Annotated in this window: 23 protein-coding genes and 4 pseudogenes; 15 read left to right on the forward strand and 12 right to left on the reverse strand. The window is 49.2% G+C overall.

The features are described from left to right. Positions 1-4: 4 nt before the first annotated feature. The gene (locus AC534G_RS12020; RefSeq protein WP_038640992.1) at positions 5-748 is read right to left on the reverse strand and encodes a YciC family protein; all 744 of its coding nucleotides are present in this window, start codon (positions 746-748) and stop codon (positions 5-7) included. 28 nt (positions 749-776) lie between these two features. After that, positions 777-863, reverse strand: a pseudogene (locus tag AC534G_RS12025) (YkgJ family cysteine cluster protein); the annotation flags it as partial. 283 nt (positions 864-1,146) lie between these two features. Between AC534G_RS12025 and ompW the strand changes: the two are divergent. Next, positions 1,147-1,786 (forward strand): annotated as a pseudogene (gene ompW, locus AC534G_RS12030) (outer membrane protein OmpW). A gap of 45 nt (positions 1,787-1,831) precedes the next feature. Here ompW and AC534G_RS12035 read toward each other — a convergent pair. From AC534G_RS12035 to AC534G_RS12055, 5 genes and pseudogenes are all read right to left on the reverse strand, one after another. Then, positions 1,832-2,959 carry a phage integrase Arm DNA-binding domain-containing protein gene (locus AC534G_RS12035; RefSeq protein WP_079223861.1) on the reverse strand — a complete coding sequence of 376 codons (1,128 nt, stop codon included), beginning with the start codon at positions 2,957-2,959 and terminating at the stop codon, positions 1,832-1,834. Then, on the reverse strand, positions 2,952-3,185 hold the full coding sequence (locus AC534G_RS12040; protein ID WP_044691230.1) for an excisionase: 234 nt from the start codon (positions 3,183-3,185) through the stop codon (positions 2,952-2,954). Before AC534G_RS12040 ends, AC534G_RS12035 begins: the two co-directional genes overlap by 8 nt. 51 nt (positions 3,186-3,236) lie before the next feature. After that, positions 3,237-5,708 (reverse strand): 3'-5' exonuclease, encoded by a 2,472-nt coding sequence (locus tag AC534G_RS12045; RefSeq protein ID WP_496594594.1) that lies wholly within the window; start codon positions 5,706-5,708, stop codon positions 3,237-3,239. A 141-nt stretch (positions 5,709-5,849) separates the two neighbouring features. Continuing rightward, complete coding sequence (locus AC534G_RS12050) at positions 5,850-6,188, reverse strand: RrF2 family transcriptional regulator (RefSeq protein ID WP_225624057.1); 339 nt, start codon at positions 6,186-6,188, stop codon at positions 5,850-5,852. Positions 6,189-6,233: 45 nt separating this feature from the next. Further along, positions 6,234-6,377, reverse strand: a pseudogene (locus AC534G_RS12055) (hypothetical protein); the annotation flags it as partial. 84 nt (positions 6,378-6,461) lie between these two features. On the opposite strand from AC534G_RS12055, the gene AC534G_RS12060 reads away from it, so the two are divergent. Next, a complete protein-coding gene (locus AC534G_RS12060) occupies positions 6,462-6,776 on the forward strand; it encodes a hypothetical protein (RefSeq protein WP_071681809.1) in 315 nt (104 codons plus the stop codon). Positions 6,777-7,161: 385 nt separating this feature from the next. Here the strand turns inward: AC534G_RS12060 and AC534G_RS12065 are convergent, their stop codons facing one another. Further along, positions 7,162-7,551, reverse strand: a complete 390-nt coding sequence (locus tag AC534G_RS12065) for a helix-turn-helix domain-containing protein (RefSeq protein ID WP_032949520.1) — start codon at positions 7,549-7,551, stop codon at positions 7,162-7,164. 101 nt (positions 7,552-7,652) lie between these two features. Here AC534G_RS12065 and AC534G_RS12070 point away from each other — a divergent pair, with 101 nt between their 5' ends. From AC534G_RS12070 to arsC, 9 genes are all read left to right on the forward strand, one after another. After that, complete coding sequence (locus tag AC534G_RS12070) at positions 7,653-7,868, forward strand: transcriptional regulator (protein WP_032949519.1); 216 nt, start codon at positions 7,653-7,655, stop codon at positions 7,866-7,868. 2 nt (positions 7,869-7,870) lie between these two features. Continuing rightward, complete coding sequence (locus tag AC534G_RS12075; RefSeq protein ID WP_079224625.1) at positions 7,871-8,425, forward strand: toxin YdaT family protein; 555 nt, start codon at positions 7,871-7,873, stop codon at positions 8,423-8,425. Between the two features lie 252 nt (positions 8,426-8,677). Next, positions 8,678-9,589 (forward strand): DnaT-like ssDNA-binding domain-containing protein, encoded by a 912-nt coding sequence (locus AC534G_RS12080; protein ID WP_317680191.1) that lies wholly within the window; start codon positions 8,678-8,680, stop codon positions 9,587-9,589. Next, positions 9,501-10,046, forward strand: coding sequence for a replication protein P (locus tag AC534G_RS12085; RefSeq protein ID WP_127785720.1), 546 nt, complete (start codon positions 9,501-9,503; stop codon positions 10,044-10,046). The genes AC534G_RS12080 and AC534G_RS12085 overlap by 89 nt, the downstream gene beginning before the upstream one ends. Positions 10,047-10,169: 123 nt before the next feature. Further along, positions 10,170-10,523, forward strand: a complete 354-nt coding sequence (gene arsR / locus AC534G_RS12090; RefSeq protein WP_038641375.1) for an As(III)-sensing metalloregulatory transcriptional repressor ArsR — start codon at positions 10,170-10,172, stop codon at positions 10,521-10,523. Positions 10,524-10,570: 47 nt separating this feature from the next. Beyond that, entirely contained in the window at positions 10,571-10,933 is a 363-nt protein-coding gene (gene arsD / locus AC534G_RS12095) for an arsenite efflux transporter metallochaperone ArsD (RefSeq protein WP_038641374.1), read from the forward strand. Positions 10,934-10,950: 17 nt separating this feature from the next. Beyond that, entirely contained in the window at positions 10,951-12,702 is a 1,752-nt protein-coding gene (gene arsA / locus AC534G_RS12100; protein WP_496594595.1) for an arsenite efflux transporter ATPase subunit ArsA, read from the forward strand. 46 nt (positions 12,703-12,748) lie between these two features. Further along, complete coding sequence (gene arsB / locus AC534G_RS12105; RefSeq protein WP_038641369.1) at positions 12,749-14,038, forward strand: arsenite efflux transporter membrane subunit ArsB; 1,290 nt, start codon at positions 12,749-12,751, stop codon at positions 14,036-14,038. Between the two features lie 12 nt (positions 14,039-14,050). After that, complete coding sequence (arsC, locus tag AC534G_RS12110) at positions 14,051-14,476, forward strand: glutaredoxin-dependent arsenate reductase (RefSeq protein ID WP_038641366.1); 426 nt, start codon at positions 14,051-14,053, stop codon at positions 14,474-14,476. A gap of 67 nt (positions 14,477-14,543) precedes the next feature. Here the strand turns inward: arsC and AC534G_RS12115 are convergent, their stop codons facing one another. Beyond that, positions 14,544-14,840, reverse strand: coding sequence for an ArsR/SmtB family transcription factor (locus tag AC534G_RS12115; protein ID WP_038641364.1), 297 nt, complete (start codon positions 14,838-14,840; stop codon positions 14,544-14,546). Positions 14,841-14,940: 100 nt separating this feature from the next. Here AC534G_RS12115 and AC534G_RS12120 point away from each other — a divergent pair. The 4 genes and pseudogenes from AC534G_RS12120 to AC534G_RS12135 all read left to right on the forward strand — a co-directional run. Further along, a pseudogene (locus AC534G_RS12120) lies at positions 14,941-15,390 on the forward strand (permease); the annotation flags it as partial. 56 nt (positions 15,391-15,446) lie between these two features. Beyond that, positions 15,447-16,594, forward strand: a protein-coding gene (locus AC534G_RS12125) for an IS3 family transposase (RefSeq protein WP_096755719.1) whose coding sequence is annotated in 2 segments (ribosomal slippage) — positions 15,447-15,684 and positions 15,684-16,594 — 1,149 coding nt in all. Because the reading frame shifts where the segments join, the coding sequence is not laid out codon by codon here. Between the two features lie 600 nt (positions 16,595-17,194). Then, entirely contained in the window at positions 17,195-17,467 is a 273-nt protein-coding gene (locus AC534G_RS12130) for a hypothetical protein (protein ID WP_110497934.1), read from the forward strand. A 185-nt stretch (positions 17,468-17,652) separates the two neighbouring features. Continuing rightward, complete coding sequence (locus tag AC534G_RS12135) at positions 17,653-19,125, forward strand: GGDEF domain-containing protein (RefSeq protein ID WP_110497936.1); 1,473 nt, start codon at positions 17,653-17,655, stop codon at positions 19,123-19,125. Between the two features lie 32 nt (positions 19,126-19,157). Here AC534G_RS12135 and trpA read toward each other — a convergent pair whose 3' ends face one another. Genes trpA through trpCF form a run of 3 tightly spaced genes read right to left on the reverse strand, consistent with a single transcriptional unit; the run spans position 19,158 to position 22,526 of the window. Then, positions 19,158-19,964, reverse strand: coding sequence for a tryptophan synthase subunit alpha (gene trpA / locus AC534G_RS12140; RefSeq protein WP_069324973.1), 807 nt, complete (start codon positions 19,962-19,964; stop codon positions 19,158-19,160). Further along, positions 19,964-21,157: a tryptophan synthase subunit beta gene (gene trpB / locus AC534G_RS12145; protein ID WP_038640982.1), complete on the reverse strand. Its 1,194-nt coding sequence runs from the start codon at positions 21,155-21,157 to the stop codon at positions 19,964-19,966. The genes trpA and trpB overlap by 1 nt, the downstream gene beginning before the upstream one ends. Positions 21,158-21,167: 10 nt before the next feature. Then, positions 21,168-22,526, reverse strand: a complete 1,359-nt coding sequence (gene trpCF, locus AC534G_RS12150) for a bifunctional indole-3-glycerol-phosphate synthase TrpC/phosphoribosylanthranilate isomerase TrpF (RefSeq protein WP_110498822.1) — start codon at positions 22,524-22,526, stop codon at positions 21,168-21,170. Position 22,527 lies beyond the last annotated feature (1 nt).

Consider the following 22,527-nt stretch of genomic DNA (forward strand, 5'->3'; position numbering starts at 1 on the left):
GGGTTTATTGGCGAATCAGCATGTACAGGCGGAACAAATAGATCAGCAACACGGCGGAGATCATATTGCTCAGCGTATTCGCCAATACCGCGCCTACGTTCGGCGTAAGTACCGCAAAACTTGGCGCAAAAAGCAACAGCAGCGTTTTAGCCAGCAGCCAACCGATCACTGCCGGCGCGACCAGTCGCATATTAGACCATGCCAGACGCATACTGTTGCGCATTGCGGCAAAGACACCCATTTTATCCTGTACCAACATCACCGGTGCGAGAGCTAACAGGATAGCCAGCAGAATACCGGGTACGACCACCAGCATAATACCGATTTGCACCAGCAGAGTAGTCAGAAAAATCAGAATAAACAGCTTGGGCAACACTGGCGCACTGGCGCCGATGGCGCGTAACGCGCTGACCCGATGACCTGCTGAAATCAGCTGAATCATCAGGATGATACCTCCCGCGAGGATGGCATTACCAATCAGGCCTGAAAATGTCGACGCCGCGGAAGCGCGTAGCAGAATTTGCTGTTGCTCCGGGGTCATATTTTGTACCAGATCGAACAGACCTACGCTACTGGTTAACTGATCCCCTTCACTGAGCTGCGCAATTTGTGCGTCACTGGGAGAAAAGGCATGCCCTAACACCACTGTGATAAACGCGCACAACAACGATACCAGCAAGATGGTAATGAATTGATTACGGAAAAAGTTTCCCGTGTCACGGTAAACGGATTTCGCCGTGATAGACATGCACTCTCCTTGAGTTTTGCAGGTGTTCATTTGCGGGCAATTGTACCCTGGATAACTCTACAGTGGCAGCATCGCGCGATGTATGGAAAGGCATATCTTTGTAAAGCTCCGGTAATTTTTGGCTATCACTTCAGCGTTATGCAGGAGCGCTGGTTGTTCTCTGCGCATCATGGGTAAATAAGCAACGCTTGTCATCAGCGAGTATCGGATACTTGCATGGCGAAAATATATCAAAATTGATCTGAATTAATTTAACCAGGATTTTGAATGCAAGTTCTAACTTAATCTGGATCAATAAATGTTAAATTATCAAAGTCAATGTGATCCAGGTAAGATCACTTATTACTCCAATGTGGGTATATTTGTTCCGCTTTTATAACCATAACGATGGAGCGGACATGAAAAAATTAACAGTTGCAGCAGTGGCTTTAACAACTCTTCTCTCTGGTAACGCATTTGCGCATGAGGCTGGAGAATTCTTCATTCGTGCGGGTTCTGCCACCGTCAGACCGACGGAAGGCGCGGGGGGGGACGCTGGGAAGCTTAGGTGGCTTTGATGTCAGTAATAACACCCAACTGGGTCTGACATTCACCTACATGGCAACCGACAATATCGGTGTTGAATTACTGGCAGCCACGCCGTTCCGTCACAAAATTGGGACTGCCGCGACGGGCGATATTGCCACTGTTAACCACTTGCCACCGACGTTAATGGCGCAGTGGTACTTCGGTGACTCCAGCAGCAAACTGCGTCCTTATGTTGGTGTTGGTGTGAACTACACCACCTTCTTCGACGAAGGCTTTAACAACAACGGTAAGGAAGCCGGATTATCGGACCTGAGCCTGAAAGATTCCTGGGGTGCGGCAGGGCAAGTCGGTATGGACTATCTGATTAACCGCGACTGGCTGATTAACATGTCGGTCTGGTACATGGATATCGACACCACCGCAAGCTATAAAATGGGTGGCGTCCAGCAGCGAGACAGCGTACGTCTCGATCCGTGGGTGTTTATGTTCTCTGCGGGTTATCGTTTTTAAATTCTTCTGCAAAACCCCTGCAAAACTCTTCTGCAAAACTGGTCGTCAAATGACCAGTTTTTTCCATTCTTTTCCGCGCGTATCGTTGTAGTGATCGGTCATTACTTTACTGCTATGGCCCAATAAAATTTGTGTGTCGATACCTTGCTCTCTGAATAACCTTTCAGCCAAAGAACGTTGCTCATGGAAAGAAGGGGGAGCTCCTTTGCTTGACCAGTCGTAGTCAACTGAGTCTCGTGCTTTTCTGAACGCACCAGTTAGAGATGCCGGTTTTACCATTCCTCCTCTTTTGCCTTTCCCTTTATCGTGGTGATGATGTAGTAAATACGGACTAAGTATTCTGTCCCGGCATTGAGCGATTACATCTTCAAGAGAAATGTTTATCTTGTTACAACGTAACTTTAAAGGTATCGCGATTTTGGCTCCTGTTTTACTTTGTTCAACAAAGAGATGACCATCCCTGACATCTGAAAATCTCATATTACAAATATCGGCCAACCGCTGTCCTGTGATGATGGCCAGCAGCATTCCTTTCTGCAGAAAGTAATTATCTTTTTCGGCTGCCTTATAGATCATTAGCCATTCTTCGAACGTCAGTCGTTGTCTGGAGACACGGACCTGCGGTTTTTTTGTGGCGTCAGCTGGATTAAATCCCGCCGGTACTTCGCCTACCTGCTGTGCTTCTTTAAAAACATCCGATAGCACCTTGCGTACAATTTGTGCCATCCGTAGTTGGCCTTTATTCTTGTAGTCCTCAAGGATCCCAACTATATCCTTAACTGTTATGCTGTCGATTGACCGCATGCCAAGATGACTTTCGAAAACCTTAAGTGGGGCGTTTTTCTGCTTGAGCGTATTGAGTTTTATCTCTCCAGTTTCGTAACGCTGGTCCTGCAACTCTCGGTACCGAACAATCCATTCGCTTACCGTTGTAGAAAGCCCACACCGTTTATTAATTTCTTCTCTGATTTTAAAAGTGTGCCGCATTTGTCTTTCTGCGAGCCGGCTATTTGCTTCGACAGCTATTTCTTTAGCAACTTGCTCATCTGTTCCCAATCCATGAAATTTACCAGTTACAGGGTGCTTATACCTCCAGTACACCCTGTTGGTCCTCGAATCTAGGAAACATGACAATCCGGGAATGGTCACGTTGTGTTTTCGAGGTCTAGCCATCTTCTAAAATCCTTCTGAGTAATGGATGATCTTGATTTTTAATTACAGGTTCTGTTGTGAGCCCAGTAAATCGCGCATTAGCCTCAACGCGCCAGCTTTTCCCAACACGGCAAGGCAAAGGAAAGATCATCCCGTTTTTAGCGTATTTGTTGAGTGTGGACTTGCTCGGAATCGGGTCACCGAACTCTGATCTCGCCCATTCAGAGAGTAAAATCAGTCTGGACATTTTTCCCCCAGAGTATGGCCCTGTGATGGGCCACTTAGTGAATATATGAAATCAGTTTGCGGTCAAGCGTTGCCAGATTGCAGAGACATATTTGACCTGATGCCGGGCGTCAGAAAGCGCATTGTGCATATCGCCTTCAAACGGGATGTCGAAGCGTGGATTGATACCGACAGATTTACCCAGTTCGACCATGGTCCTTACGTCCCTGTCATTCCAGAACGGAACAGAGAAGGGAGTTTCTGTTAACGCGTACGCGCGGCGGAGAATGACGTTATCAAACGAGCAACCATTACCCCATAATTGAACAGTGTGGCTACCGTTAACAGCGTTTTCAGCGATAAAGTCAGCCAGGAGTTCAAGGGTTTCACGCAGCCCCAGGGCCTCATCCACAAGAATGGCAGAGCGTGCTTCAGATGATTGTTTCAACCACCACTGAATTGTCGACGCATCCGGTTTCATGCCAAACGACATCGATGATTCAAGACTGACAACCTGGTAAAATTCGGCACCAGTGTTACCAGTTGAAGGATCAAAATATACGGCGCCGATAGAGACTATTGGTGCATCAGGACCGCTGCCCATAGTTTCCAAATCAACCATCAGGTGAGTATAAAAAGCGTTCAGGTGATCCGTATCTATATGGTGAACGGGTTCATTATTCAGGGAAGCTGGAGGCTCACCAGTTGCATCAGTGCTTTCAACTGGCAAAGCAGCTGCTTCGCCCTGAGGCACATCAGGATTAGTTTTGATTTCGCTGTTGTCAGTTTTTTCCATCAGCACATCGCTGGTGGTTTCCTCGGTATTGGCTTGATGTAATTTTTCTTCGACGGCGCGCTGGCGTACCTGGTCTACGACAGAAAGCGCTGGCGCCGGCTGGTTACCCATCAGGCCATCAATGGAGAAAACACCGTTGCCCATGTTGGCGATTTCTGGTTGTTCGGCTGTTGCCTTCTGTTCAGCTGTGGACCTCTCTTTAATCTCGTTTTCCCAGCTTTTTTCTGGTACGTGACCGGCTGCCGCCAGGGTTTCTTCAGTTGGGTGCTGGTGGTCGGTTTCAGTCAGGTTTTTGTTGATGTAACGGCTCAGCAGTTCCGGGAAATGGTGAGTGTTTTCTTCTGCACTACGAATAAGCGCGAAAATAGCGGCGCGGGAATAATCCAGGATGCCAGCGCGTTTGCGCAGGGCGGCGGACCACTCTTTGAACGGGCTTTCGTTTTTAGAAATGATCTCTTTTGCACGACGGAAAACGCCACCAGGAATATCGTAGATGTTGAAATCCATTGGAAGTGTGGCCAGCGCAATATCAATGTCCAGAGTGTCCAGCGTGTGGACAAGTTCCGGGTTGCGATCGGTCCCATTGCTGCCGCCAGCGTTGGTTCCGGAGTCAGTGCGCTGAATCTGCGACACGCGATTGCCTTTACACCACTCTTTAACCAGCAGCCTACGGTCAATGTGTTCAGTGTTGAACCAGGCCTTAAAGAACTGAATAACGGTGACCAGATCAACTCGTTTTCCATCAACCGGAAAAACGGTTTTCAGCGCGCTGACGATCTTCCAGATATCGATCTCTGGCGCTTTCCTGAATGGTTCTACATTCTCGGCGGCAAGCAGCAGGTTCTGCACATAGCTGTTATCTACATCCAGCTCGAGTTCCTGAATGGTTTTCTTCTGCTCAGTATCAATATGGTAAGCATATTCTTCAGAAATAAACTGAGCTAAGAGGCGCTGGCGTAGCGGCAGAGTCGCAACGGTAATAAGCTCTGGCGTTACAGGTGGAGTGGCATGTTCATCACCCGCAACTCGTGCTTTCTTATCATTAACCCACTCCTGAACGGTAAGAGCCCGCTTTTCTGGTTCTTCAATCCATTCGGAAATAAATTGCTCAAATGAAGCAACGGTATAGACCTGCTCACGGTCAAAGACTTCTTTTATTGCATTTGCCAGCTTCCACTCAACATGAGCAGAAAGTTCTTTCACCGACCGCACATTCGCAATGGCCAGTAACAGGTTTTGTACATAGAGATCATTTTCGTCCAGTACCATTTGCCCGATCTGGACGTGCCGTGCTTCACTGATTTCCTTCTCTTCACCGTCATTTAACAGGTGCGCAATCAGCCGCTGAGACAGGCGCAGGCGAGATATGGGGCGGAGCAATGCTGGCGCATCGCTGGTGGGTACATTGGCACTGGAGGTTTCAGGTTTTTGCTGGCTGGAAGCCTCCAGATTTTCATTATCCGGCTTCTGTTTCAGTTGCCACGTTTGCTGGTCTTCTGCCAGTTCGTAACGATCGCACCATGTGTCATCAAGTGTGCTTTCCTCAGGAAGATCGTCAACAACAAACCAGTTGGTGCGGACAGGTAATTGATAGTCGGCGCCACGACCGACGGCAATATCGTTGTCTTCGAGAATATTGAGTATTTCGCGTTCTGCACGGGAATCTGATTTCGCAGAGAACCAGCAAAACAGGTTTTTTGCCTCAGTTGCTTTCGCTTTGGCTTTAATAAGATACGCATACGTTAACATTGCGTTCGGGCTCCATAGGATTGTAAGATACCCGGCAGCTGATGATCGCCGCCTAAGGTAGTGGTTATTGGTCAAAACTCGTTCCGGAAAGCTTTGGTCGGCTGACCGGGTACTTAACCCGCCTTGCGCGGGTTTTGTGCTTTATGGGGTAGGGGATTTTCCCTGCGCCAGCTGTGCGACGGGGACCCACTCCAGAGCATTCAGCACGGGCTCAAATGAATCAGGCGTGTGAGTAACGGCGCGAACGACGTCAGCCACGCTGGGGTTTGCTTTGCTAAGGTGGTACCCGCCACCAGCGCCACGCTGGCTGGTGACGATTTCACTTCTGCGCAGCTTCGAGAAAATCTGCTCGAGGTAAGACACAGACAGCTTTGATTCTTTACTGATAGATGCGACGGAAACAGGGCTGCCGTTGTAAATCCTGTTGAGGATGGCAACCACCTGAACAGATGCCACCACACGTTTCATTCCAAATTCCATAGTCACTTCCTTACTGATGCTGGCAACAGCCATTGGTCAAACTCGTTATGAACGAACTGCAGTCTGTTGGTCGGCAGACGGGTCGCCCTTCTGGGCGAGCATGTAGCAAATCAGTCGAATGATTACTTCAATGCGATTTAGATGTACGGCCTGACACCGCACTGGTTTACGCGCAAAATCAATCATTTTGGTTTCCTTGTTTTACCGGTCATTTCTCCATTTCAGGCTCGGTGGTAAGCTGGTATTTCCCATCTAGCCAGCAAGGACATAAAAATGGCCGCTCGACCAATAAGTGTTTTTTGGTTCAAGAACCGCGCACAGTATGATTCCTGTAAAGAAGTTCTGACCGATTCGTGGGTATTACCTGATGACTATCGGGACTGGCTCATCCGTTTCAATCAAATGATTGAGCGTTACGAACGTAGCGGTATCCAAGTTATTAAAATAGAGATAGAGCCCAACGAGTTCTCCGTTTGGTGCCTCTCCAATGGCTGTGAAATAAGCACCAAGAGCTGCAACGATTTCGCTGTTTTCCATGGCAGTAGCTATGCGATCCGCGACAGAGAACTTGATAGGGGATATGACTAAGCAAACCTTGCCTCCAACTTTAGTTATTTCGATCCTCATAATGTTTCCCTCAACATTCTGTCCCTGTGTCCAGTAACAGTGATACAGGGGGTTCTTCATTTAGCCTTATCGCTGGCAAGCGGAACGGTACTGACTGCTGCGCATTAATGTTCGCCATCTCATCCGGTGATTCGTATGCCGCCGGCAGCTACTTCGTGGGCGTCCTGCCTCGATGACGTTTTCGATAGAATGATTAAATCATTGGTTTAATGTTTATGTCAATCATCAATTGATATAGAGGCAAACATTTGCTTTATCAGTCGTGAAAAACTAAGGGGAGGGAGGTTCTGACAAAAGGGCGAAAAAAAACCGGCAAACGCCGGTTTCAATGGATGGGAATAAACTCTTAGTTCACATCGTTAGCCTTAAAACGACCACGAAGATATTTCTCAACGTAATCATCAATTTCCTTTAACCGCAGTGCAAAGGTATCGATCATTCGCTCTTGCTCTGCCTCTGGTAGCTGCCTAAATAAGTTAAGCATTTTGCTCTCGTTAGGCTTGAGACCTGAATCTTCTGATACTTTCTCACCTAACAACCAAGTAACGGACACGTTGGCGGCTTCCGCAATTGCTATGGCGGACTTCTTACTGATAACTCCCTTCTTAAACCACCCATTCACAGCTTGAGGCGTAACTCCTGCAATGCGAGCCATATCAGCTTTGCTGATCCCTCTTTGAGTAATTTCTTCTAAGCGGGCTACCAGTTGGTTATTGAGATCGTCAGTGTTTTTCATACACCCATTGTAAATGTTTGGTTTATAGTCACAATAAATTTAAAGTTTGCAATTAATGTAAACCTATGGTTTATTACTCCCAATTTAAAAAGGAGATAGTTATGACAGCCATTGATAACGCAATTCGACTAGCTGGCTCGGCCAATAAATTAGCTTGCACGATTGGTGTAAGCGGAATGGCAGTAAGTCAGTGGAAAGCAAAAGGTACTGTTCCTTCGTCACGGGTACTTCAAGTCTTTAGCGCTACAGGGGTTACCCCCCACGAACTTAGACCCGACTTATACCCAAATCCAACGGATGGATTACCTAAGGAGTGACCATGCAAACCATCTCTTTTAAAAACCATACCCCGACGATGGTGAGAACTCAGAAAACAAAAAATCAGTTTTCTGTTTGTCGCCGGGATTGGATGAAGTGCAAAAAAATCTGGGTTGCCGTTCGTGAATGGGAATCGACATTACCAGGACAGGCACAGGAACGGATCGCTCAGCTGGTGGCTAAAGAGTGGGCCAAAGTAGATGGCCGCGGAATTGCTGTTAATAAACAGAATTTATTCCGATATCTGAAAAACGAGGGCGGTTCGGAAAAGTACACGGCTTACGTTATGCAACTGTCAGGTTCAATTATTGCTGCTATGCCAGTTCAGATTGCCAGAAAGCACGGATTAAGTAATGCGAGCACAGAAGCAGAGCTGGTGGCGAACGCTATCAAAGAATGCAGTGAGGCACACCATGCGAAATTAATTGGTGCGCCATTACAAAAGCTCGAGAAGGAAATTCGTGAGGCGGCAATCGCATTATTCAACATGTTACCTGCTGATGCGGCGGGACCACTACTGGCGAGCATAAGCGCCGTAGCGCCGCAATTGTTTTAATCGAGTTTTGACCAATGACCATTATTACTGCAACTCGCGGGGTGAAGTATGCCTAATCCTTTGGCTAAGGCCATGCCTAAGAGTAAGGCTAGTAACGAGCCTTACCGTAAGGTGAAGATCACCATGTGGGATGATCCTAAATTTCGAGCCTTATCACCACTCCCGCCAAGTGGGCAGAGTCTGTTTATTTACCTGATTACAGGCCCATTCACGGGGATTATACCCGGGCTGTATAAGGCGGGAAGGGCGGCTATGGCCGAAGAATTAAACTGGGATGTCGAAGCCTTCGACTTAGCCTTAGGCGAAGCCATAGCGTTAGGTATGGTGGAAGCCGACCTTAAAGCCAGAGTTTTTTGGTTGCCTAACGCGGTGAAACATAACCCTCCAGCATCAGTGAACGTGATCAAATCATGGGCAAGATCGTTTGAATTACTGCCTGAATGTTCACTGAAAGATAAAGCATATGAAGCTCTCAAAGCCGCCTGCTACGGGGTTTCTGACGCTATGGGGACGGCTTTTGATAAGGCTTTCGCTTTGCCTAAGGATAAGGCTAAGTCTTTGGCTAAACCTTTGCCATCAGGTATCCAGAAAGCAGTTAGCAGTAAACAGATCTTAAACCCCTCTCTTAACGCGGGCGCGATGAAAAATCCGAATGGGGATGAACCGCCATCCCCGGTCATGCCCCGATACCTGGACGGTGTTGATGAACCGATCGGGAAATTCAGCATGACAGATAGCTGGCTTCCCTCCAGAGACTTCCGACAGCGCGCTGCATCGTGGGGTATCTCCCTGCCTGAACCAGATTACCTTCTGACTGAACTCGCAGAATTCACCGCGTATTGGGAGTCGGAAGGGAAAGTTTTTACTCAAATCCAGTGGGAACAAAAATTTGCCCGACATGTAGCCCGGGTGAGAACGCAGGTAAAACCAGAAACCGGAGGTAACAGTCATGTGGGAGCAGGATCAGAGCCAACAGCATCCCGGGCAGTTCAGCAAATTCAGTCAGCACACGCAGAGTGGCGCCGCAGGAATGGACTTGATGGCGACGGAAACAGCCTGGCGACTGTGGCAGGTCATGGGGGAGGTGTATTCGAACCGATGGACCCAGAAGAACGGGGCGGAGCCTTCGCCTATCTGGATAGCCCAGATAGGTTCGATGACTGAACCTCAAATTCGGCTGGTCTGTCAGCAATGCATGGAGCGCTGCGCGATGGGAAATACATGGCCGCCTGACCTGGCTGAGTTTGTTTCTCTGGTTTCAGAGAGTGGGGCGAATCCATTCGGACTGAAATCGGAGCAGGTTATGACGGAATACCGGCGCTGGCGCAATGAGTCATATCGGTATTCAGGAAGCGATAAATATCCATGGCCTCAGCCCGTGCTGTATCACATCTGCATTGAAATGCGCAGAACGGGCGTAGAACGACAAATGACAGAGGGGGAGCTGAAACGACTGGCAGAAAAGTTACTCACGAAGTGGTCGAAGCATGTTGGTAATGGACTAAGTGTCCCACCAATTCGACGTCAACTGGAAGCGCCGCGCCATCCGGCAGGACCAACGCCAGCACAATTACTGATAGATGAATACAGGCGTCGAAAAGCGGCAGGATTAACAAATTGAATAATGAACAATCAGTAAATCTGATATTAAAACCACATAGCCATCATATTCGAATTTTCGAATGTGATGGTTGACGACACTCAACTATTGCAGGAAACTACGGAGAGAATTCAGGAGACTAAAATGGCTGAACTAACTTCTCTACAACTCTTCAAAAACCTTTCCGATGAAACTCGGCTGGGCATCGTGTTGCTGCTTAGAGAAATGGGAGAGCTATGCGTGTGCGATCTCTGTACGGCGCTGGATCAGTCGCAGCCCAAGATCTCCCGTCATCTGGCAATGCTCCGGGAAAGTGGATTATTACTGGATCGCAAGCAGGGCAAGTGGGTTCACTACCGCTTATCTCCGCATATTCCGTCATGGGCTGCTCAGGTAATTGAGCAGGCTTGGTTAAGCCAACAGGACGACGTACAGGCCATCGCCCGTAAGCTGGCATCGGCAAACTGCTTTGGTAGCGGTAAGGCTGTTTGCATCTAAAAAATTTGCCTGAACATATATGATTTTTCGAATGTGAGGTATTCAGAATGAAGACGTTAACGGTGTTTGACCCGGCAATGTGCTGCAGTACCGGCGTATGTGGCTCAGATGTCGATCAGGTTCTGGTTGATTTCTCTGCTGATGTGCAGTGGCTGAAAGGACGTGGCGTACAGGTTGAACGTTATAACCTGGCGCAGCAGCCCATGAGCTTTGTTCATAATGAGAAAGCGAAAGTATTCCTCGAAGCATCTGGAGCAGAAGGGCTTCCGCTACTGCTGTTGGACGGTGAAACGGTGATGGCTGGGCGATACCCAAAACGCGCTGAGCTGGCTCGCTGGTTCGGTATTCCGCTGGAGAAGGTTGGGTTAGCTCCCACCAGCTGCTGTGGTGGTAATACTTCCTGTTGCTGAATATGTCAGGAGGACATATGAAATTCTTAGAGAATATCCCGCCTTACCTGTTTTTTACTGGCAAGGGTGGCGTAGGAAAAACGTCCATTTCCTGCGCGACGGCTATCCGCCTTGCCGAACAAGGTAAGCGGGTTTTGCTGGTCAGTACAGATCCAGCCTCCAATGTCGGTCAGGTATTCGACCAGGCTATCGGTAACACCATTCGCTCTGTGACAGCAGTTACTGGACTTTCCGCTCTGGAGATTGACCCTCAGGAAGCCGCCCAACAATACCGCTCCAGAATCGTTGATCCTATCAAAGGTCTTCTGCCTGAAGACGTTGTTAACAGTATCAGCGAGCAGCTTTCAGGAGCCTGTACGACTGAGATTGCGGCGTTTGATGAGTTCACCGGCTTATTGACAGACGCTTCCCTGCTGACCCGCTTCGATCACATCATTTTTGATACAGCGCCGACGGGCCACACGATTCGCCTTCTCCAGCTTCCCGGTGCCTGGAGTAGTTTCATTGAAAATAATCCGGATGGTGCTTCCTGTCTTGGCCCAATGGCCGGGCTGGAAAAGCAGCGTGAGCAGTATGCTCATGCGGTAGAGGCGTTGTCCGATCCTGAACGTACCCGCCTGGTTCTGGTTGCACGACTGCAAAAATCTACGCTGCAGGAAGTAGCCCGCACCCATGAAGAACTGGCCGCAATTGGCCTGAAAAACCAGTACCTGGTTATTAATGGTGTGCTGCCTAAAGCCGAAGCTGAACATGACGCGCTGGCTGCTGCGATATGGCAACGGGAGCAGGAAGCACTGGCAAATCTTCCTGCTGGTTTATCTGAGCTACCGAGAGATACCTTATTACTCCAGCCAGTAAATATGGTTGGTGTGTCTGCGTTGAAGGGGTTGCTGGATACCCGTTTTGATGCATTACCGCTCCCGGTACCGAACGTCCTGTACACGCCTGAAAACTTATCGCTCTCTGACCTGGTCGATGATATCGCCCGCAGTGAACATGGCCTGATTATGTTGATGGGCAAAGGTGGTGTAGGGAAAACCACGATGGCTGCTGCCATCGCCGTAAGGCTGGCAGACATGGGATATGACGTGCATCTCACCACCTCTGATCCCGCTGCGCACCTGAGTACAACGCTGAACGGCAGCCTCAAAAACCTGCAGGTCAGCCGCATCAACCCTCACGATGAAACCGAACGCTATCGCCAGCATGTTCTTGAGACGAAGGGAAAAGATCTGGACGAAGCAGGGAAACGGCTATTGGAAGAAGATTTACGTTCTCCCTGTACTGAAGAAATTGCCGTGTTCCAGGCTTTTTCCCGAGTGATTCGTGAAGCAGGTAAGCGGTTTGTTGTCATGGATACAGCTCCCACTGGGCACACGCTGTTGTTGCTGGATGCTACCGGGGCTTACCACCGAGAGATTGCCAAAAAAATGGGGGAGAAAGGTCATTTTACTACCCCAATGATGCAGCTTCAGGACCCGGAACGAACCAAAGTTCTGCTGGTCACTCTGCCTGAAACCACACCGGTACTGGAAGCGGCAAGCCTACAGGCTGACCTTGAAAGAGCGGGGATTCATCCATGGGGCTGGATTATCAATAACAGCCTTTCCATCGCGGATACGCGTTCTCCGTTGCTTTGCCAGCGCGCTCAGCAGGAACAGCCTCAGATTGAGGCTGTTAAGAATCAGCACGCTGACCATATAGCGCTCGTTCCGGTACTGGCTTCTGAGCCAACAGGTATTGAAAAACTCAGAGAGTTGGCGAGTTAATTTTTTGTTTATACAGGGCGGCAGATCCGCCCTGTCAGGAGGGTGTATGTTACTGGCAGGCGCTATTTTTGTCCTGACCATTGTCTTGGTTATCTGTCAACCGAAAGGATTAGGGATCGGCTGGAGTGCAACGCTGGGCGCGGGCCTGGCTTTGATTTCTGGCGTTGTGCATATAGGCGATATTCCGGTGGTGTGGAATATCGTCTGGAACGCGACAGCGACCTTTATTGCGGTGATTATCATCAGCCTGCTGCTCGATGAATCAGGCTTTTTCGAATGGGCGGCATTGCATGTTTCACGCTGGGGTAACGGTCGTGGCCGTTTGCTCTTTACCTATATCGTCCTGCTCGGCGCAGCGGTGGCGGCATTGTTTGCCAACGATGGTGCGGCACTTATTTTGACACCAATCGTTATTGCTATGCTGCTGGCATTAGGATTCAGCAAAGGTACCACGCTGGCATTCGTCATGGCAGCCGGGTTTATTGCCGATACTGCCAGCCTGCCGCTTATCGTGTCGAACCTGGTGAATATTGTTTCGGCGGACTTCTTTGGTCTGGGATTCACCGAATATGCATCGGTGATGGTACCGGTCGATATCGCCGCCATTATTGCCACACTAATTATGCTGCATCTGTTTTTCCGCAAGGACATCCCGCCAACTTACGATCTGGCCCTCCTAAAGAAACCAACAGAGGCAATAAAAGATACGGCTACATTCCGCACTGGCTGGATAGTTCTGATTCTCCTGCTTGTTGGTTTCTTCGTCCTCGAGCCGCTCGGTATTCCCGTTAGTGCGATTGCAGCGGTTGGGGCGATAATTCTGTTTGCAGTGGCGAAACGAGGCCATGCCATTAACACTGGTAAAGTGCTACATGGTGCACCCTGGCAGATCGTCATCTTCTCATTGGGGATGTACCTGGTAGTTTACGGTCTGCGCAACGCAGGGCTAACCGAATATCTTTCAGGTGTTCTGAACGTGCTGGCTGATAAAGGACTCTGGGCCGCGACGCTGGGTACTGGCTTCCTGACGGCTTTCCTGTCTTCCATCATGAACAACATGCCTACCGTGCTGGTTGGCGCTCTTTCTATTGATGGCAGTACCGCAACCGGCGTCATCAAAGAGGCGATGATTTATGCCAACGTGATTGGCTGCGATCTGGGGCCGAAAATCACACCTATTGGTAGCCTGGCAACGCTGCTCTGGCTACATGTACTTTCACAGAAGAATATGACCATCACGTGGGGATACTATTTCCGCACCGGGATTATCATGACTCTGCCTGTGCTGTTTGTAACGCTGGCAGCGCTGGCGCTACGTCTCTCTTTCACTTTGTAATGAGATACTGATATGAGCAACATCACCATTTATCACAATCCTGCCTGCGGCACGTCGCGTAACACGCTTGAGATGATCCGCAACAGCGGTAATGAGCCGACCGTTATTCTTTACCTTGAGACTCCACCTTCACGCGATGAGCTGGTCAAACTCATTGCTGATATGGGCATTTCCGTCCGGGCGTTACTACGTAAGAACGTCGAGCCATATGAGGAACTGGGTCTTGCCGAAGATAAATTTACTGACGACCAGTTAATTAACTTTATGTTGCAGCATCCGATCCTGATTAATCGCCCCATCGTGGTAACACCGCTGGGAACCAAACTGTGCCGTCCTTCTGAAGTTGTTCTGGATATCCTTCCTGATGCTCAGAAAGGGGCTTTCGCCAAGGAAGATGGCGAGAAAGTCGTTGATGATGCAGGCAAAAAATTGAAATAAGCGACAGGAGAGCCGCCTGTTATTTAGGCGGCTCCTTTATCAAATAAAAACAATGGATTGCCTCGATTTAAATCTTTGGACTGTTGATGCAACATTCTTCGCGTAGAAAATCAATAATCGACTCTAACTTGTCATATTGAGAAACGCAGATTAAGGAGCGGCTTTCGCGATTTTGTTTGACCAGACCTACGGAAACAAGAGCGGATATATGATGACTCAGTGTTGAAGATGGAATCGCAAGTTGTTTTTGTAGATCACCTACAGGTAAACCTTGTTCACCGGCTTTAACAAGGTGTTTGAAAATAAACAAACGTGTTGGATGTCCTAATTCTTTCATAGCTTTAGCTACTTCTTCTAGTTGCATGGTACCTTCCTCATCTATTGATATTTCGATAATACCAGAAATATGTTGATCTAACCTCAATAATTCGATTATTCTAGAAATATGGTTTATAGGGGGTTTCATGAATAGCTGGATTTCTATGTTTACTAACGCGGCAGAGATGTTCTTGTTTCTTGCTGTCGAGTTGTCTGCGCTTTTTTTTCTGATTAGTGCGGGTGTTAGCCTTATCAGGCAAAAAATTCCGGACCAAAAGATTCAAAGAATGTTAGGGGCGAGAAAGGGGAGAGGTTACATACTTGCATCGCTGTTAGGAGCTGTAACACCGTTTTGCAGCTGCTCTACAATTCCCATGTTACGCGGACTGTTATCAGCAAAAGCAGGCTTCGGTCCAACACTTACATTCTTGTTTGTTTCACCTCTGCTTAACCCGATAATCATTGGTCTGATGTGGGTTACTTTTGGTTGGAAAGTTACCCTGCTATACGCTGTTATAGCTGCAACAGTTTCCGTACTGGCAAGTATTTTGTTAGATGTGCTTGGTTTTGACCGACATATTGTCGAAACTGAATCGCCACGGGTTTAACAGACACCTCAGAGTCATTTAAGATGGCTTAAAGAGAGGTGCCCATGAGCGGTAAGCGTTATCCCGAAGAGTTTAAAATTGAAGCAGTCAAACAGGTTGTTGATCGCGGTTATTCTGTTGCCAGCGTTGCAACACGTCTCGATATCACCACCCACAGCCTTTACGCCTGGATAAAGAAGTACGGTCCAGATTCTTCCACTAATAAAGAAGAGTCAGATGCTCAGGCCGAGATCCGCCGTCTCCAGAAAGAGCTGAAGCGGGTTACCGACGAACGGGACATATTAAAAAAAGCCGCGGCGTACTTCGCAAAGCTGTCCGACTGAGGTACGCCTTTATCCGTGACAACACCTGTTGCTGGCCTGTTCGCCTGCTCTGTCGGGTGCTGGATGTTCATCCCAGTGGTTTTTACGCCTGGCTTCAGCAGCCGCATTCACAACGCCATCAGGCAGACCTGAGGCTGACAGGGCAGATTAAACAGTTCTGGCTGGAATCGGGATGCGTCTATGGTTATCGCAAAATCCATTTGGATCTGCGGGACAGCGGGCAACAGTGCGGAGTGAACAGAGTCTGGCGACTGATGAAACGTGTCGGGATAAAGGCTCAGGTCGGATACCGGAGCCCGCGGGCACGTAAAGGCGAGGCCAGTATCGTGTCGCCCAACAGGCTCCAGCGACAGTTCAATCCGGATGCTCCGGATGAGAGTTGGGTAACGGACATAACCTACATCAGGACCCACGAAGGCTGGCTGTATCTTGCCGTGGTTGTTGATCTGTTCTCACGCAAAATTATCGGCTGGTCCATACAATCCCGGATGACAAAGGACATTGTCCTGAACGCACTGCTGATGGCTGTATGGCGGCGTAATCCCCAAAAACAGGTGCTGGTTCATTCGGATCAGGGCAGTCAGTACACAAGCCATGAGTGGCAGTCGTTCCTGAAATCACACGGCCTGGAGGGCAGCATGAGCCGTCGCGGTAACTGCCATGATAATGCGGTTGCAGAAAGCTTTTTCCAGTTGTTGAAACGTGAACGGATAAAGAAAAAAATCTACGGAACGCGGGAAGAAGCCCGCAGCGATATTTTTGATTACATCGAAATGTTTTATAACAGTAAGCGTCGGCATGGTTCTAGCGAACAGATGTCACCGACAGAATATGAAAACCAGTATTATCAACGGCTCGGAAGTGTCTAGATTATCCGTGGCGATTCATAGCAACCTCACAGACCTGTCTCAGGTGTGATCGCCGTTATGTCGTTTTATTCAATGCTATTTAGTCGTTATCCTGTGGTTTGATCCCTTTGGCTTTCTGAATATTTTTAAAAGGTGAATTTGAGTTAAGTGCAAATAGTCCTGGGGCATCCTGCATTTATAAACAACTAATTCACACGTTAATAACATGACCTAAGTGAAATTATTATGGCCTTGCAAAAATAACTCTATTACTCTGATACTATAATGATTTTAGTCTTGATGAGCCAATGTAATATTCACATTTAATATGATATCTATGTAAATCATTACTAAAACTTTATGGTATTGATGCGTTCAGCGTTTCGCTGCTCATCTCTTAAACATTGCAAACAACGGCAACATCTCAGATCGAATGTGGGATGGGCAGAGCTATTCGCTACCTATGAATATGTTCTGTAAAAATACGAGGATACCGTGCCCGGTTTCAGCCATAACTGTGAAGGCTGTGATTAAGATTTGCCCCCTGACTCGTCAGTGGCGTATTTCTCTTCTTCGATGTAATGCTACTCTTTAAGCAAACTGGCTTTGAGGGTATTGACGATGCTAACCCGCCATCAACTCCAACAAAAAATCACGCTTCTGGAACCGTTCACCGGCGATGATACGGCCGAGTTTGCCGTAAGCGTGGCTCGTGAACTGCTGAATTGCATGGATAAAATGGAGATTCTGGAGAAACTTATGGCCACTCCGGTTAAACTGCCTTATTGCAGCGCCAGCCCGGTTTGTGAGATTGAAGCGGGGTACGCCGCCGGTGTGAACGACTGCCGTGAGGCTATCCGTCGGGCGGGGTATCCCATTGAAGGCGATGCTTAGTTTGCATTTATGTTAACAAATATGTGCTTTTGTTGTATAAATCGGTAACTTCAGCGCGCGCAACGGCGAGCTTTTGACTCATCAGCGAAGGGGCGGTAAATATTCTCAATCAACGTACAGCGCAGTTATGCAACAACATAAACGGGTAACCGGTTTGGCAATATGTTAACTAGCAGGGTGGACTCGTGAAGATTGTGCAGGATAAGCTCAGAAACAGGCAGGCATTGCTGGTATCAGGGCTCATTACGTTGATATTTACTTCGTTATTTCTGTTTATTATCTATGAGCAGCGGATAGCGGCAGCCAGTGAAGGTGTTAATCGCCTGCAAGCGCGCATGATGGACATTTTTAACGATAACGAGTTGATCGCCGACGCGATTGGCGAGCGCTATCATCATATCAAAACGGGCGAGCAATGTGGCGAAATTTCACAATTTGTTCCCCGCAATGAAGATGAATGGGGCATTAACGCCGACCCAAAGCGGCTGCATTCGGCGACGGGGACAATTATTGCCCAGCGAACCAGTCATAATGCGTTGTGTATGTATACGGCGGCGGAGTTTATTCGCGGGATGGTCAATGAGCTAAACCCGGGGAGCTTCGATGCGCATCGTTACATTATCGCCAAAAACTCAGATTATTTTTACTGGTTTATGGCTTCCGATTCGCGCCATTTCAGCTTCTCCAATTCTGAAATGGCGCGGGATATCACCAACTTTTTCTATCCACCTGTCGATTTCTATACCCGACTGTTGCAAAAAAACGTCAAAAACAAAGCCCTTAGTTCAACGAACTTCTATACCGATAAAATTACCGGTGAAAAAGCTTACAGCGTGGTGAGCTATATCTACGATCTGTCGGGTAAAGAGATATCAGACCAAATCGTGGCCTATCTGGTCTATGACCATTCAAAGCCGGAATTGCAGGAAGCGTTGGCTCAAGCCTTTGACTACCACCTTCCACCTGAGCTGAATGTGGAGTTGGTGAATTTGACCAACAATGAGAGCCTTTGTTTATCCGGCAGATGTACAGGCCAGTCCCGCTATATGGTGCGCAACTTTTCGGAGAAATATGCGCTGCACTATTCGCTGTCATTAGGCCGTTTTATGGTGCGTGATTCGCATGCCGGAATTGTGATCCTGCTGGCGCCGTTCTTCTTCGTCATCATCAGTTTCTCACTAAAATCCTGGCTGAATGAAAGCGACCTCAAGGTTTATATCGACACGCTGACCGGTTGTTTTAACCGCCGAATTCTCGACATCATCAAGCGTCGTGATTTATCGCACTGCTCGGTGGTGTTACTGGATTGCAATAAGTTCAAGGCTGTCAATGATACCTGGGGCCATGCGGCAGGTGACCGGGCGCTGCAAATTATCGCTAACCGAATGCTGTCTAACACCCGAACCAGCCACGATATTGTGATTCGTACCGGCGGGGATGAGTTTATGATCCTGCTGTTTCGCTCGCAGGCAAGTGACGCTATCGCCATTGCTCAGCGTATTAGCGGGCAGGTGACCAGCCATGTGTTTGTGGTGGACGGTCATACCGTGCCATTGTCAGTGTCGTGGGGGATTGCGGAAGTGAACGGCGAGCTGGATGTGGCAATTCAGAATGCGGATAACGCCATGTACAAAATGAAGAACACCAAAAAAGGGTAAAACCGCCAGAAGTCTCTGGCGGTTGATTTAGCTTAGTAAGGCGTGGCCGCTTTCATCGCGCTGACAAAGGCTTTCAGCTCAGCCAGCATCTGCTCAGGTGCGGCAACATTCTTCTCAATGATTTTCACAATCGCTGAGCCGGAAATTGCCCCGGCAGCACCGGCTTCAATCGCGCCGGTGACCTGGTCTGGCGCAGAGATACCAAATCCCTGTAATGACGGAGGAGCACCGTATTCTTTCAGTTTTTCCACCAGATGATGGAGCGGTAACGCCGCACGATTTTCAGCACCGGTCACGCCAGCACGTGAAAGCAGATAAGTATAGCCGCGACCGTAAGAGGCAATCTGGCGGAGCAGTTCTTCATCAGCGTTAGGGGGGCAGATGAAAATAGGTGCAATGTTGTGGCGGAGTGCCGCAGTTCTGAATGGTCCAGACTCCTCAACAGGCACATCTGCCACCAAAACAGAATCGACACCGACTTTCTCGCATTGAGCGTAGAATTCGTCAATACCCTTGCTGAACACCAGGTTGGCATACATCAGCAGACCAACTGGAATGGTGGGGTGTTTCTGACGAATCAATGCCAGCATCTCAAAGCATTGTGACGGTGTCACGCCCGCGGCGAATGCTCGCAGTGTGGCTTCCTGTATGGTCGGACCGTCCGCCAGCGGATCGGAGAATGGAATGCCTAGCTCAAGCGCATCGGCACCGGCTTCAATCAGCGTATCAATGATTTTCAGTGACTGCTCAACCGATGGATCGCCCAGGGTTACGAAGGGGACAAAAGCACCTTCTTTGCGGTCCTTCAACTGTGCAAAAAGATTTTCGTAACGTTCCATCAGATTTCCCCTCGCGCTTTCAGAATATCGTGTACGGTGAAAATGTCTTTGTCGCCGCGACCGGAGAGATTTACCACCAGTAATTGCTCTTTTTCCGGATTTTCACGCATCATTTTCAGGGCGTGTGCCAGGGCATGGGAGGACTCCAGCGCCGGGATAATCCCCTCATGTAAACACAGCGTTTTGAAGGCTTCCAGCGCTTCATCGTCGGTGATTGAAACATAATCGGCGCGACCGATGCTGTTCAGGTATGCATGCTGCGGCCCGACAGACGGGAAATCCAGACCTGCGGAAATAGAGTAAGACTCTTCAATCTGTCCTTCTTCGGTCTGCATCATCGGGGATTTCATGCCAAAGTAAATCCCGACACGACCGTGTTTTAACGGTGCGCCGTGTTCACCGGATTCGATCCCGTGACCGCCTGGCTCTACGCCAATCAGACCGACGCTGGTTTCATTAATAAAATCGGCAAACATACCAATGGCGTTAGAACCACCGCCCACGCAGGCGATAACAGCGTCCGGCAAACGACCTTCTTTTTCCAGGATCTGCGCTTTTGTTTCTTCGCCGATCATGCGCTGGAATTCACGTACAATGGTCGGGAAGGGATGCGGTCCTGCCGCCGTCCCGAGCATATAGTGCGCGGTATCGTAGCTGCCAGACCAGTCGCGCAGGGCTTCGTTACAGGCATCCTTCAGCGTTGCAGAACCGCTATGAACAGGAATGACTTCTGCCCCCATCAGACGCATACGGAAAACGTTAGGCGACTGACGCTCAACGTCTTTCGCACCCATATAAATACGGCACTTCAGACCCAGCAGCGCACTGGCTAGCGCCGATGCGACGCCGTGCTGACCTGCGCCGGTTTCGGCGATGATTTCCGTTTTCCCCATACGCTTCGCCAGTAACGCCTGACCCAACACCTGGTTAGTTTTGTGCGCGCCGCCGTGCAGTAAATCTTCACGCTTAAGATACAGCGTGGTGTTGGTCCCGTGAGTAATGTTCTGGCATTTTGTCAGCGCGGTTGGACGACCAGCATAGTTTTTCAGCAGATCGGTAAACTGCGCCTGAAACTCAGGATCTTTTTGCGCGCTGACGAAAGCTTCTTCAAGTTGACGCAGAGCAGGCATCAGAATTTGTGGCACATACATACCGCCAAATTCACCAAAGTACGGATTGAGTAATGTTGTCATGTCCTTTTCCTTAATATGCGCGCAGCGTCTGAAAGACCGAAGCCAGAAGTCGTGCATCTTTGATGCCCGGCTGTGACTCTACGCCAGAATTAAAATCGAGCCCGGCACAGCCGGTTTTTGCCGCGTTGACACAGTTATCAGCGCCAAGTCCGCCAGCCAGTAAAACGTTTTCCAGCGATTGCCCGCCTAAAAGCGACCAGTCGAAGCGCTGACCGCTACCACCCTGGCCGTTGTCGAACACGTATTTATCGACATGCTGATAATCCCGGGCCGGCAACGTTTCGCCAACACTCAGCGCTTTCCAGATTTGCACCTGTTTGGGCAGCGCATCGCGCAGAGCGTCAACATAGGTCTGATCTTCGCTCCCATGCAGTTGCACCGCAGTCAGTCCCAGGGCCAACGCTTTGTCGCGCACCTCGGTAATCTCGGTGTTGCGGAACACGCCGACATACTGTAATGGCGCGCCGCTCATCACTTCCCGCGCCTGCTCAACGCTAACTACGCGCGGAGATGAGGGCACAAAAATCAACCCGCCATATATTGCGCCCGCTTCATATGCCGCGTTTGCATCCTGAGCCCGGGTCAAACCGCAGACTTTGTTCTCGCCAAGCAGAACCCGACGCACAGCGGCGTGCAGGTCATCATGCGACATCAGCGCGGAGCCAATCAGAAAACCGTTGGCGAAGTGGCTGAGTTCGCGTACCTGGCCGTAGGTATTAATACCGGACTCGCTGATGACGGTTACGCCATGGCCCAGACGTGGCGCCAGTTGGCGGGTGCGATTCAGATCAATCGACAGGTCACGTAAATCGCGGTTGTTAATACCGACGACTTTCGCGCCAAGCGCAATCGCGCGTTCCAGTTCTTCTTCGTTGCTGACCTCGGTCAGAACACCCATTTTCAGGCTATGGGCCACTGCGGCGAGTTGACGATATTGCTCATCGTCCAGTACTGACAGCATCAGCAGGCAGGCGTCCGCATGGTAGAAACGCGCCAGGTATATCTGGTAAGGATCGATAATAAAGTCCTTACACAGGATGGGTTGCGACGCGATACGGCTGACGATGGGCAGGAAATCAAAGCTGCCCTGGAAATATTTTTCATCGGTCAGTACGGAAATCGCTGAAGCATAATGTTTATACACGTCCGCAATCTGTGCCGGGTCGAAGTCATCACGGATCACACCTTTCGATGGCGAGGCTTTTTTGCACTCCAGAATAAAGGCGGTACGTGCGCCTTGCAGCGCATCGTAGAAATCACGAGCGCTGGGTTGTACGTCATTCTGAAAACTGGCCAGCGGTTGTTGCTGTTTGCGGGCTTCTACCCAAATCGCCTTGTCAGCGACAATTTTCGCTAAAACGGTTTGCATC

The sequence above is a fragment of the Citrobacter sp. CRE-46 genome (genome assembly GCF_059615875.1).